Raw genomic sequence first — 12,911 nt, forward strand, 5'->3', positions numbered from 1 at the left:
CTTCTTTTTAAATGCCCGTGAACTTCAATTCATCTTCTTCCAGAACAATATGAATGGTTTGATCAAGCTGAACATCACCAGCTAAAATCCGTTTCGAAAGTTCATTCAAAACATATTTTTGCAACAAACGATTCACCGGTCGAGCTCCATATTGCGGATCATAACCTATCGCAGCCAACCAAGCCACAGCCTCGTCTGATATTTCAACCTTTACATCCTGATTACTCAAGCGTTTCACAATACGATTGAATTGAATTCTCACAATTTTTTTCACATCCTCGCGCGACAATGGTGTAAACATGATTGTTTCATCAATCCGATTCAAAAATTCAGGTCGAATGGTTTTTCGCAGCAGGCTAAAAATAGCCTCTCGAGTTTGTTCGTAAACCTCGCCTTTATTCTGTTCGTTCATCCGCTCAAAACCTTCCTGAATAATCTGTGATCCCAGGTTAGAGGTCATGATGATGATCGTATTCTTGAAGTTCACCGTCCGTCCTTTGTTATCCGTCAAGCGCCCATCATCAAGCACTTGCAGCAAGACGTTAAACACATCGGGATGAGCTTTTTCAATTTCGTCAAACAAAACTACCGAGTAGGGTTTCCGGCGCACGGCTTCGCTCAATTGCCCACCTTCGTCGTAGCCCACATAGCCCGGAGGCGAGCCAATAAGCCGGGTAACCGAAAATTTCTCTTGGTACTCCGACATATCAATGCGAGTGATCATGTTTTCATTGTCGAACAAATATTCGGCCAGTGCTTTAGCCAGCTCAGTTTTCCCCACACCAGTTGTTCCCAGGAAAATAAAAGAGCCTATCGGACGTTTTTCATCCTGCAAACCAGCACGACTGCGACGCACGGCATCGGCCACCGCATGAATCGCCTCTTGCTGACCGACCACACGTTTATGCAACTCTTCTTCCAGATGCAGTAGCTTTTCTCGTTCACTTTGCAGCATTTTGGAAACCGGAATGCCAGTCCAACGAGCCACAACATCTGCAATATCTTCAGTATCGACTTCCTCTTTTATTAGCGATTCGCCCTGAATCTTGTGCAACTCTTCCTTTAAATGCACAATGGCTTCTTCGGCCTCTTTAATTTTACCATACCGAATTTCGGCCACTTTGCCATAATCGCCTGCACGCTCAGCCTGCTCTGCTTCAAACTTGAAATTTTCGATATTCGTTTTATTTTGCTGAATCTGGTTGATCAACGATTTCTCCATTTCCCACTGAGCCCGATAACGCGATTGCTCTTCTTTCAAATTGGCAATCTCTTCATTCAACGAGGCCAATTTACTTTCATCTTTCTCACGTTTTATCGCCTCACGCTCAATCTCTAACTGTTTAATCCGGCGTTCAATTTCATCCAGTTCTTCCGGCACCGAATCCATTTCCAGACGCAGCTTGGCAGCAGCCTCATCCATCAAGTCAATGGCTTTATCAGGCAAGAAACGATCAGAAATATAGCGCTGCGACAGTTCAACAGCCGCAATAATGGCATTATCTTTAATACGAACTTTATGGTGCCCCTCATAACGTTCCTTCAATCCACGAAGAATAGAAATGGCACTCAGCGTGTCCGGTTCATTTACCATGACAATCTGAAACCTTCGTTCCAGCGCTTTATCTTTCTCGAAATATTTTTGATATTCGTTTAAAGTCGTTGCGCCAATAGCTCGCAGTTCTCCCCTGGCCAATGCCGGCTTTAAAATATTAGCAGCATCCATTGCACCATCGCTTTTGCCTGCTCCAACCAGCGTGTGAATCTCATCGATAAACAGAATAATTTCCCCATCCGATTTGACCACTTCATTAACCACGGCTTTCAGACGCTCCTCAAACTCCCCTTTGTATTTGGCGCCGGCAATCAAAGCTCCCATATCCAGGGAAAACAACTGTTTCGACTTCAGGTTTTCAGGCACATCACCGCGCACAATACGATGAGCCAAACCTTCGGCAATCGCTGTTTTTCCGGTTCCGGGTTCTCCAATCAACACCGGATTATTCTTTGTTCTTCGAGTTAAAATCTGCAAAATCCGACGGATTTCATCATCCCGACCAATCACCGGGTCCAATTTTCCACCTCGGGCCTTTTCATTCAAATTGACTGCAAATCGGTTCAACGAATTGAATTGATCTTCCGCTGTTTGACTTTCAACCTTCGCTCCTTTTCGCAGTTCAGCAACAGCAGCATTCAACTCTTTCCGGCCAACACCGCTATCTTTCATCAGCGATGAAACAGTGTCGCCAGTCTCCAGCAGAGCCATCAAAATATGCTCAACAGAGACAAACTCATCTCCCATTTTTCGCGAAATATCAATGGACTTCTGTAAGGCTTTATTCGTATTGGCCGACAGGTATTGCTCTCCGCCACTCACTTTTGGGTACGATTCAACGATTTTGCCCAGCGCCTGCTGAAAAATTCCGGTATTCACCCCTAATTTTTTCAGCAAAAAACCAGTTACATTTTCGGCAGCATGCAACAATCCTTTCATCACGTGTCCATTTTCAACGGCTTGCTGATGATTGGCCTGAGCAACCTCAAAAGCATGTTGCAATGCCTCCTGCGATTTGATTGTGAAATTATTAAAATTCATAGGTTCCTCCTTTTTTCATAACTGCAAGGCTACGAACAAGAAACTAACCAAGCTTGAAGAATACGGCTGAAAGAGACATTTTGTCTTGACTGAAGCTCCAGACAGGTAGAAATTGCGGAAAAGAAATGTTAAAGTAAGTATTTTTGACAGTTTTAGGCAAAAAAAAAGGATGGCTGGGACCATCCTTTTTCTAACTTAACCAAACCTATCTCTATGAAAAAAATTACTTGTCTTTTTGCTAAAACTGATATTACAAATGTAGGGTGATTTATAGTTAAGAACCTTCAACCAACGTTAAGAAATGTTAAGAATTCAGATTCAACGAATTCCTTATTTAGAACAGAAACGAAGTAACATTTATTCTGTTTTTCATATATTTACATTCACCCCCGAATATTAAGACTGACAAAGTTGCCCAAAGAGCTAAAAGTGGCTGTAGAACACTCCCTCTGATTGGAAATTAAGAATACATTTTACCATTTTTGTATGATTAGACTTAAAGAAATAAATACGAATTGAATTTTACATTTTTAACTAACCCACAAAAAACGCTTTATGACAAAGTATGTTTATACGTTTGGAAACGGTAAAGCCGAAGGTAAAGCCGGCATGAAGAACCTCCTTGGAGGAAAAGGAGCAAACCTGGCAGAGATGAATCTTATTGGAGTACCTGTTCCTCCTGGCTTTACAATTACGACAGAAGTTTGTACCATTTATACGCAGCAGGGCCATAATGCAGCAGTTTCAACTATCAAAAAAGAAGTTGAAGATGCTGTCGCTCTTATTGAAGAACTCACCAACACCAAATTCGGAGACAAAGACAATCCCTGTCTGGTTTCGGTTCGCTCCGGAGCCCGGGTTTCCATGCCCGGGATGATGGATACCGTACTAAACCTCGGGCTAAACGACTTAGCCGTGCAGGGAATTGCAAAAAAATCGGGCAACGAACGTTTTGCCTGGGATTCTTATCGTCGTTTTGTACAGATGTATGGCGATGTAGTCTTAGGAATGAAACCTGAAAGTAAAGAAGATATAGATCCGTTTGAGGCCATCATGGAGGACCTGAAAGAAGAAAAAGGCATTGAGCTGGATACCCAGTTTTCCACAGCCGACCTGAAACTTCTGGTCATCCGCTTCAAAGAGGCCGTTCTTAAAGTAACTGGGAAAAGTTTCCCCGATGATCCGTGGGAACAACTCTGGGGAGCTGTTTCAGCCGTATTCGATAGCTGGATGAACGAACGGGCTATTTACTACCGTAAAATAAATAACATCCCGGCAGAATGGGGAACAGCCGTTAATGTTCAGGCCATGGTTTATGGAAACATGGGTGAAACTTCGGCAACAGGTGTCGCTTTTACCCGTGATGCTGCTACCGGCGAAGACATTTTCAATGGTGAATACCTAATCAACGCCCAAGGCGAAGATGTGGTTGCCGGAACACGCACACCCCAGCAGATTACCCTTGAGGGAAGTAAGCGATGGGCTGAGCTGGCTGAAGTTAGCGAAGAAGTGCGAAAAAAAGAGTTTCCGTCGCTCGAAGAAACCATGCCTCACCTGTACAATGAATTGATGGACATTCAGGAAAAACTTGAAAACCACTACAAAGACATGCAGGATCTTGAATTTACGATTCAGGATGGTAAACTATGGCTATTGCAGACCCGAAACGGGAAACGTACCGGAGCTGCCATGGTGAAAATTGCTGTCGACATGCTGGAACAAGGTATGATTGATGAAAAAGCCGCTCTGTTGCGCATCGAGCCAAATAAATTGGATGAGCTGCTTCACCCGGTATTTGACACCACCGCTCTTGAAAGTGTCCAGGTTTTGGCTAAAGGTCTGCCCGCCTCTCCCGGAGCGGCAACTGGTCAGGTGGTCTTCTTTGCTGATGAGGCATCCCAATACGAAAATACCATTCTTGTTCGCATTGAAACATCGCCCGAAGATTTGGAAGGTATGAACCTTGCTCGTGGAATTTTAACCGCTCGTGGCGGTATGACTTCTCATGCAGCGGTTGTAGCCCGTGGCATGGGAAAATGTTGTGTTTCGGGAGCTGGAGCCGTCAAAATCAACTACAAGACCCGGGTAATGACTATCGATGGAAAAGAATTCAACGAAGGCGACTGGATTTCACTAAACGGAACAACAGGACAGGTTTACAAAGGAAAAGTAAAAACCATGAATCCGGATTTAGGTGGAGATTTTGGTAAGGTGATGGACTTATCGGATAAATTTGCCCGAATGACCGTTCGCACCAATGCTGACACGCCAAACGATGCCAAAGTAGCCCGCAACTTCGGTGCTCAGGGAATTGGTCTTTGCCGAACGGAGCACATGTTCTTCGAAGGAGCACGAATCAAAGCCATGCGCGAAATGATTCTGTCATCGACAATAGAGGGACGCGAAAAAGCATTGGCCAAACTACTGCCGTATCAGCGTGAAGATTTCGAGGGAATTTTTGAAGCAATGGCAGGTTATGGCGTAACGGTACGTTTACTTGACCCGCCATTACACGAATTTGTACCTCACCAGCAAGCCACACAAAAAGAACTGGCGAAGGAAATGGGCATTTCAATTGAAGCTGTTAGGTCAAAGATTTCAGACCTGGAAGAATTTAATCCGATGCTGGGACACCGTGGTTGCCGTTTAGGAATCACCTATCCGGAGATTACGGCTATGCAGGCCCGCGCCATTATTGAGGCAGCCTTAAACCTGAAAGCCAAAGGAGTTGATCCTCGCCCCGAAATCATGGTACCACTGGTTGGAACAGTTGCTGAGTTTAAAAACCAAGCCGATATTATCCGTTCAACTGCCGAAAAAGTGTTCGAAGAAAAAGGCGATCGGATTGATTACTTGGTGGGCACAATGATTGAAATTCCGCGTGCTGCTTTAACTGCTGACCATATTGCCGCCGAAGCAGACTTCTTCTCCTTCGGAACCAACGACCTGACTCAAATGACATTGGGGTACTCCCGCGATGATGCCGGAAAATTTCTCCCAATCTACCTGGATAATGGTATTTTAAAGCAAGACCCATTCCAGGTACTTGACCAAAATGGTGTAGGGCAATTAGTTCAAATGGGTGTAGACAAGGGCCGTTCGGCTAAACCTCATCTAAAAGTAGGTATTTGCGGTGAGCATGGCGGAGAACCAAGCTCAGTAGAATTCTGCGATAGTGTTAATTTAGACTATGTAAGTTGCTCACCTTACCGGGTGCCAATAGCACGTGTTGCCGCAGCTTTAGCCAATATCAAACACAGCAATTAGTCAACGATTTGACCATAAATCAAAAGCCGTTTCAGAAATTCTGAAACGGCTTTTTTGCAAAAGTCTGTTATGAAAATAATGGAACCGGAAACATACTCCGTTCCCGTGCCTCATGAGCTTTCTATTGTTTCAATTTGGCATCCATTGTAATACGAATCGCTGACAATGCCTGCGATACCGGACAGTTTTCTTTGGCCTTAGTCGCCAATTCCTGAAAAACATTCGCGTCAATATCTGGAACTTCAGCAACAACATCCAGGTGACTTTCGGTAATTTTAAAGCCGCCATCCACCATATCCAATTTAATACTGGCCACCGTTTTTACCTCTATGGGCTTGTATCCTTCACCAGCCAGAATATTAGAAAAAGCCATGGAAAAACAACCAGCATGTGCCGAACCAATCAGCATTTCAGGATTGGCTCCCACGCCATCTTCAAACCTGGATTTAAAACTAAATGGAAATTCCGTATCGCTGTTTTCAAACTGCATCCGACCGTTACCTTCTTTCAAATTCCCTTTCCAAAAGGCATGTGCTTTATTAATTTTCATTACTGTATATTTTAAATGTTTTTAATTACTCCTCCAACAAGATTCAAACACGATGCCGAATAATTAAAAACCCAATACATCTGACTCACCAAGCATCCCAAACACACCGAAAAACAGGGACTAAGCGCTCATCAAAAAAAGAACTTCACACCAAGCCACATTTACTCATAATGTATGAAAAGCTCTACCTGTTGAGGTGAAAAATCCACAGATCAATACAAGCACTCGAATCCTGCTTCCTATTCTATTTTGCACGGATCATTTACGTTCATCTGGCATATAAGCTGTTTTATGCGTAATTTGCAACGTTTTTGCATAACCGATTCGTGAACCAAAATCCGTTGCTTTATGTATTCATTTCCTTCCACCACCGGACTCTATACCGATCATTACGAACTAACCATGGCTCAGGGCTATTTTTTAAGCAAGCGCCATGAGAAGCAGGCAAGTTTTGATTACTTCTTCAGAAAAGCACCTTTCGGAGGAAGCCTTGTTGTTTTTTCCGGCTTGTCGACCGTGTTGCAGATGATTGAAAATTTCCGTTTTCCACCGGATGAAATCGCTTACTTAAAAACCATTGGCTTTGATGAAGAGTTCCTTCAATACCTGAGTCAATTTTCTTTCCAAGGAAACATCTACTCGGTAAAAGAAGGAGAATTGATTTTCCCTAATGAACCTGTTTTGCGGGTAGAAGGAAGCATTATTGAAACCCAACTGGTAGAAACCTTGCTTTTAAATATTCTGAATTTCGAGTCGCTGATTGCCACTAAAGCAAGCCGGATTCGCTTGGCTGCCGGCGACCGCGTGCTTCTGGAGTTTGGTCTCCGACGAGCCCAAGGGCTAGGAGGAATTCATGCCAGCAAGGCAGCCATCAGCGGGGGTTTTGACAAAACATCGAATGTTTACAGCGCGTATCATTTCAATATAGAAAGCAGCGGAACCATGGCTCACTCCTGGATTCAAAGTTTTGATGACGAACTGGAGGCTTTCCAAACCTATGCTCGCTTTTTCCCGGACGAATGCATCTTGCTGGTTGACACCTATGACACCTTGAAAAGCGGCATACCGAATGCCATTAGAGTAGCGCGTGAACTCTGCGAAAAAGGATATCAGCTAGCAGGCATCCGGCTCGACAGTGGCGACCTGACCTACCTCAGCAAAAAAGCGCGCTACATGCTCGATGAAGCCGGCTTGCAGAACGTAAAAATTGTAGCATCGAATCAACTGGATGAAAACATCATTCAAAGCTTGCTGGCACAAGGAGCTCCTATTGATGTTTTTGGCATTGGCACTTCGCTCGCCACCGCAAAACCGGATGCCGCACTGGATGGCGTGTATAAACTTTCGCTCTGCGACAATAAACCCTCCATCAAAGTATCGGAAAACCTGGCAAAGATGACGCTCCCTGGAGTTAAAAGCATTCACCGGTTCATCGATCAGGACAATCTATTTTGTGCCGATGGTATCTCACTTGCTCATGAAACAGCATACGACCAAATCTATCATCCCACCGAAATCGGGAAACATAAAAGTATTGCTGCATGTAAAAAAGAAGCTTTAATCCATCAGGTGATGAACCATGGGAAAACCACTCTTCAGCCGCAAACACCAGTCGAAAGTGCCACCTACACTAAATCGCGATTACTACAACTCCCCGAAGAGCATAAACGTTTTTTAAACCCACACGTTTATAAGGTAGGAATCAGCGAAGAATTACTTGCTACCCGCAACAAATTGGCCAAGCAATACCTAAAAAAGGATCCATTCAACTCATAGAAACCAAGTCACCATGAAAGCATTACTACTCGTTGACCTGCAAAATGATTTTTTACCCGGTGGAGCGCTGCCTGCCCCTGACGGCAACAGCATCATCCCTGTTGTCAATGCACTTATTGATCAGTTTGAACTGGTAATTGCCTCCAAAGATTGGCATCCCAACAATTCTATTCATTTTCAGAAATGGCCCATACACTGCCTCGCCAATTCTGCTGGAGCGGCTTTCCCGGAGGAGTTAAATCAACATAAAATCAAAACCGTACTCTTAAAAGGCACGCGCAACAGCGATGATGGCTACTCAGCCTTTGAAGCCACCAACATTCAACTCACCAATATCCTCAATGAAAACCAAGTAGACCAACTCTACGTTTGTGGGCTAACAACGGAGTACTGTGTAAAAAACACCGTCCTGGACGCCTTAAATGCAGGCTATCAAACCTATGTGGTAAAAGAAGCCGTTGCGGCCGTTAAAGCACAACCAGGTGACGAAGAAAAAGCCTGGGAAGAAATGCAGGATGCCGGAGCAATAATCGTTCATTATGCCTAAATCGAAAAAGCGGGTTCGTTCCTTTCAGCAAACCAGCAGAAAAAAGCCACCCGTCGAGTTGACGAATGGCTTCCAAATTGATTGAGTTTATTGTGCTTAAAAATGAGCCGTAAGTTGAATATCAATGGATGGCACTATGCGGTAGCCGCGATTATACGATTCGAAAAACAAATCGCCATAACGGTAATATACAGAAGATCCTACCCGAACCACCTCACATTGGAAGGGTAAATGGCCAAAAACAAGATGTCTTGGAATTTCAACCCGAACATAGCCTACTCCGCGATGGTGACGATAGTAATGACCTCCATAAAAGTAATAATCACCACGATGGTTGTGATGAACCCGAACTGGATCGGCATAAAATCGTCGGTACACATTGCCGTATTTCGGATGCCGATAAGCGTGTTTATTACTATACTTATGTTGCTTTGCCCAGTATTTTTGTTTCTGATGATGTGATTTTTTATTGGCCGATTTCCAGCTTGAATTACCATGCTTATGCTCATACTTACGGGAGGAATGATCACGATTAAACTTTTGATTCCTGTCTGCTTTTCGAGACTCACGGGCAGTACTTTTCAACTGCCGACTCCCTTCATTACTGCGATAAGCCCGTTGCTCGTTGGAATGCTTACTCTTCTTTAGCTGGCGAACTTCCTTACGGGAGTCATTTCTCTCGTTACCTGTTTCGCGGCGCTGTGCCTCTGCGTTAACTCCTGTCATGACTGCTGCAAGTGTAATCATCAGTGCAATCAGTCTCCTATTTCGTGTTCTCATGGCTTCCAGGTTTTAAAGTTTAACATTGATTATGCTGGTGCCTGTATTTACCGGTAATCAGTTGACTGATTTACACAAAGTGTATGCCAAAGCTGCATCTCACTAACGCACAGCCGCCTATATGCGGCCTGCATTTCGATGTTTTTTCTGCTTCTGCTTTTTTTCTGACAAGAGAATATTAATTTTGCACAAAATTTGACACCAATGGGAAGAATTCTGGCAATAGATTATGGTAAAAAACGAGTTGGACTGGCAGTTACAGATCCACTGCAAATTATTGCCACAAAGCTAACCACGGTTCGGAGTCATCTGCTTTTTGATTTTCTGAAGACTTATTTTCAACAAGAGGACGTTGAAAAAGTCATTATCGGTTATCCTCTTCAGATGAACAATGAACCCTCCGAAGCCGTTCTGTATATCAATCCATTTTTAAAGCGATTTCAGAAGCTTTATCCGGATATGCCCATTGAACAAGTTGACGAACGGTTTACCTCAAAAATGGCTTTTCAAACCATGATTGATGCAGGGGTGAAAAAGAAAGACAGACAGGACAAAGGAACTATTGATGCCGTAAGTGCAACAATCATCCTTCAATCATATATGGAACAACAAAAATACAGATCATGATTTACCCGGTAACAGTGTACGGCGATCCACTTTTACGAAAAGTAGCCGAACCAATTGATTCTAATTTCGAAGGATTGAAAGATCTGGTTGACAATATGTTTGCAACCATGTATCATTCAGATGGTGTTGGCTTGGCCGCTCCGCAGATTGGCAAATCGCTGCGAATTTTTGTCGTTGACGCCAGCTCGGCTGCTGACGAGGATGAACCGGAATTGGAAGGTTTCAAGAAAGCCTTTATCAATCCCGAAATTCTGGAACGAACAGGTGACACGTGGGTAATGAATGAAGGCTGCTTAAGCTTACCTGAAATCCGAGAGGATATTAGTCGTCCCGAGCATGTAAAAATAAAATACCTGGACGAAAATAGGGAAGAACACATCGAAGAATATGGTGGTTTTGCAGCCCGGGTTATTCAACACGAATACGATCACTTGGATGGTGTAATGCTGATTGACTACCTTACCCCTTTGAAAAAACGTTTGCTGAAAGGGAAATTAACGGCTATTTCAAAAGGAAAAGTAAAGACTTCGTACCGCATTGTTTTGCCGGGCAAGAAGTAAACTCATAGTCTGAGAGAGGGGTTTTTACCCCTCTTTTGGTATCGTTCATGAAATAAATCATCAATTTGCAAACCAGAATAAACAGCCTACCGTAAAAAGTCAGAAAATAATAGGCTGTGACTTTTTTCACCAACAACCCCTTCACCCGGATTTTAAGTTTTTGGCTAATCGGCTTGCTGATTGGCAATTATTTCCCGCAGTTCGGAATCGTTTTGCTTGGCTTGCTTTTTGTTTCCGCCATTTTGTTTCTACTCAAGCTAAAAACGAAAACCTACCCTTTTGACCTTTACTTCTCTTCATTTCTGGCCTTAAGCTTTGTGACAATCGCTTTTTACACGGTTCCGCATCCCAAGCCTCTCGAGCAAAACCACTACCAACACGTCGTTGCAACAATTCTTGAATTCCCCACAGAGAAACCCAACTCTTATCAAGCACAAATTAAAATTCAGTGGGCCGACTCCGCCGCGTATTATGACCAAACCGTGTTGGCATATTTTGAAAAGAAGGATTCGGTGAGTCAACTGCAGCCGGGCAATCAAATAGCAGCGAGATGCCGGCTACAACGAATCCAAAATCAGGGAACCCCTTACGGATTCGACTATCAAAAATTTATGGCTAACCGTCAGATTTATTACAGTACGTATATCTCCACCAACAACTTCAATCTAATTCAAAACAGCAGAAGCCAATCACTACTCTTGCAGGCCGAAAGACTCCGTTCATCTCTAATAAATCAACTTCGGCGCTACATCAAAAATGACGAATCTCTGCAAGTCATTTCAGCCCTGACCTTGGGCTATCGCAAGGAACTGTCACCAGAAACCCGCTCCTATTTTGCATCCACCGGAGCAATGCACGTACTAGCCGTTTCGGGCCTGCACGTTGGCATGATTTATCTTTTCCTCACCAGCCTTTTCGGATTTTTAAAACGGTCGGGATTGGGTCGGCTCTTCTTTGTCCTAACCATCGGACTCTTACTTTGGTTTTATGCCTTATTAACCGGTTTTTCGCCATCGGTGCAGCGCGCTACAGTCATGTTTACTTTCATTCTGATTGGGAATAGTTTAAAACGTCCGGCAGCCATTTACAACTCGATTGCCGCCTCAGCCTTTATCTTACTGCTATTCAATCCAAACATTCTTTTTGAAGTCGGGTTCCAGCTATCGTATGCGGCAGTTACCAGCATCGTATTTTTCTTTCCCCGCTTAGAAGCAATTTTTCAGCCACGCCACAAATTTCTCCAAAGGCTATGGCAACTTTTCTGTGTCTCGCTATCGGCTCAGATCGGAACATTCGCCCTGTCTGTCTATTATTTTCATCAGTTTCCGATGTATTTCTGGCTCAGCAACTTTCTTGTAATCCCGGCAGCCTACCTCATTTTAGGCGGAACCGTGCTCTTCTTTCTGTTTTCCGCATTCAGCTGGATCGCAGGCATTCTTGCGAGCTTAGTAGCAGCAGTCACTTTCACCACCACTTTTTTGCTTCGTCAAACCGAAGAGCTCCCGTATTCTTTAATTGAAGATATCAGCTTATCCGCTCCGCAACTGGTCTTTCTGCTAGCGATGGGAAGCTCCCTACTCTTCTTCATCAAGCTCAAGCGAAAAGGATTTTTCTTCGCAGCAATTGCACTCTTTGGCTGTTTCCTCTTATCCGGCTTCGCCCAAAATTTACAACTATTCAACCAGCGCAAGTGCATCATCTATGCCCACAACGAGCAGATTCACCTCATCAATGGAAGAAAAAACTACTTGCTTTCCACGTCTAAAGAAACACCCAACACACAAAGCTTCCAACCCCTCACCCACGCATTGAAATTGGAAGCTCCAATCGTCATCCACTTGGATTCATGCGACCATTACACGAGCGAAGATTTAATCATTAATCAATCGCTAATTGTTTTCCTGAATCAAACTTTTCACCATAACAAGCGTATCGCAAATCGAGCAAAAAGTAAACTAAAGATGCTTGATGAACACAAAGTGAAATCAAACACTATTAACCCCATTCTAGAAACAAAAATCGACTCTGTTCTGAAAAAAAGAGAAATTTCAAACCTAGCAAGCTTAAAGGTACAACAAGCAATAATAGCTGACCTCAAGTGAGATGATTGACTATACGATAATAACTTTGAGGTCAAACACCCGAAAAACAAGCCCAAAAGCGTGGAAATTGTTGTTTTTATGCCTTACTTTAGCAGGCAAAATTTTA

At 43.6% G+C, this 12,911-nt stretch carries 9 protein-coding genes; 6 read left to right on the forward strand and 3 right to left on the reverse strand.

Annotated elements, in window-relative coordinates; all coding sequences use genetic code 11:
* Positions 1-7: 7 nt before the first annotated feature.
* On the reverse strand, positions 8-2,596 hold the full coding sequence (clpB, locus tag ACUNWA_RS03890) for an ATP-dependent chaperone ClpB (RefSeq protein ID WP_445590568.1): 2,589 nt from the start codon (positions 2,594-2,596) through the stop codon (positions 8-10).
* Positions 2,597-3,151: 555 nt separating this feature from the next.
* Here clpB and ppdK point away from each other — a divergent pair.
* Positions 3,152-5,863 (forward strand): pyruvate, phosphate dikinase, encoded by a 2,712-nt coding sequence (ppdK, locus tag ACUNWA_RS03895; RefSeq protein ID WP_445590569.1) that lies wholly within the window; start codon positions 3,152-3,154, stop codon positions 5,861-5,863.
* A 121-nt stretch (positions 5,864-5,984) separates the two neighbouring features.
* On the opposite strand, the gene ACUNWA_RS03900 is transcribed toward ppdK, so the two are convergent.
* Positions 5,985-6,413 carry an OsmC family protein gene (locus tag ACUNWA_RS03900; RefSeq protein ID WP_445590570.1) on the reverse strand — a complete coding sequence of 143 codons (429 nt, stop codon included), beginning with the start codon at positions 6,411-6,413 and terminating at the stop codon, positions 5,985-5,987.
* Positions 6,414-6,761: 348 nt separating this feature from the next.
* Here ACUNWA_RS03900 and ACUNWA_RS03905 point away from each other — a divergent pair, with 348 nt between their 5' ends.
* Both ACUNWA_RS03905 and ACUNWA_RS03910 read left to right on the forward strand, forming a co-directional pair.
* Positions 6,762-8,189 (forward strand): nicotinate phosphoribosyltransferase, encoded by a 1,428-nt coding sequence (locus ACUNWA_RS03905; RefSeq protein WP_445590571.1) that lies wholly within the window; start codon positions 6,762-6,764, stop codon positions 8,187-8,189.
* A 13-nt stretch (positions 8,190-8,202) separates the two neighbouring features.
* Complete coding sequence (locus tag ACUNWA_RS03910; RefSeq protein ID WP_445590572.1) at positions 8,203-8,736, forward strand: isochorismatase family protein; 534 nt, start codon at positions 8,203-8,205, stop codon at positions 8,734-8,736.
* A gap of 96 nt (positions 8,737-8,832) precedes the next feature.
* On the opposite strand, the gene ACUNWA_RS03915 is transcribed toward ACUNWA_RS03910, so the two are convergent.
* On the reverse strand, positions 8,833-9,516 hold the full coding sequence (locus tag ACUNWA_RS03915; protein WP_445590573.1) for a hypothetical protein: 684 nt from the start codon (positions 9,514-9,516) through the stop codon (positions 8,833-8,835).
* A gap of 204 nt (positions 9,517-9,720) precedes the next feature.
* Here ACUNWA_RS03915 and ruvX point away from each other — a divergent pair, with 204 nt between their 5' ends.
* The 3 genes from ruvX (at position 9,721) to ACUNWA_RS03930 (ending at position 12,805) form a co-directional block, all read left to right on the forward strand.
* A complete protein-coding gene (gene ruvX / locus ACUNWA_RS03920; RefSeq protein WP_445590574.1) occupies positions 9,721-10,143 on the forward strand; it encodes a Holliday junction resolvase RuvX in 423 nt (140 codons plus the stop codon).
* Positions 10,140-10,703 (forward strand): peptide deformylase, encoded by a 564-nt coding sequence (gene def / locus ACUNWA_RS03925; protein WP_445590575.1) that lies wholly within the window; start codon positions 10,140-10,142, stop codon positions 10,701-10,703. Before ruvX ends, def begins: the two co-directional genes overlap by 4 nt.
* A gap of 116 nt (positions 10,704-10,819) precedes the next feature.
* Positions 10,820-12,805 carry a ComEC/Rec2 family competence protein gene (locus tag ACUNWA_RS03930; RefSeq protein ID WP_445590576.1) on the forward strand — a complete coding sequence of 662 codons (1,986 nt, stop codon included), beginning with the start codon at positions 10,820-10,822 and terminating at the stop codon, positions 12,803-12,805.
* Positions 12,806-12,911: the final 106 nt, after the last annotated feature.

The organism is Sunxiuqinia sp. sy24 (genome assembly GCF_052677165.1).

Bases quoted from the DNA above. Each gene is read 5' to 3' on its own strand.
- clpB (WP_445590568.1), bottom strand. From the start codon at position 2,596: ATGAATTTTAATAATTTCACAATCAAATCGCAGGAGGCATTGCAACAT.
- ppdK (WP_445590569.1), top strand. From the start codon at position 3,152: ATGACAAAGTATGTTTATACGTTTGGAAACGGTAAAGCCGAAGGTAAA.
- ACUNWA_RS03900 (WP_445590570.1), bottom strand. From the start codon at position 6,413: ATGAAAATTAATAAAGCACATGCCTTTTGGAAAGGGAATTTGAAAGAA.
- ACUNWA_RS03905 (WP_445590571.1), top strand. From the start codon at position 6,762: ATGTATTCATTTCCTTCCACCACCGGACTCTATACCGATCATTACGAA.
- ACUNWA_RS03910 (WP_445590572.1), top strand. From the start codon at position 8,203: ATGAAAGCATTACTACTCGTTGACCTGCAAAATGATTTTTTACCCGGT.
- ACUNWA_RS03915 (WP_445590573.1), bottom strand. From the start codon at position 9,516: ATGAGAACACGAAATAGGAGACTGATTGCACTGATGATTACACTTGCA.
- ruvX (WP_445590574.1), top strand. From the start codon at position 9,721: ATGGGAAGAATTCTGGCAATAGATTATGGTAAAAAACGAGTTGGACTG.
- def (WP_445590575.1), top strand. From the start codon at position 10,140: ATGATTTACCCGGTAACAGTGTACGGCGATCCACTTTTACGAAAAGTA.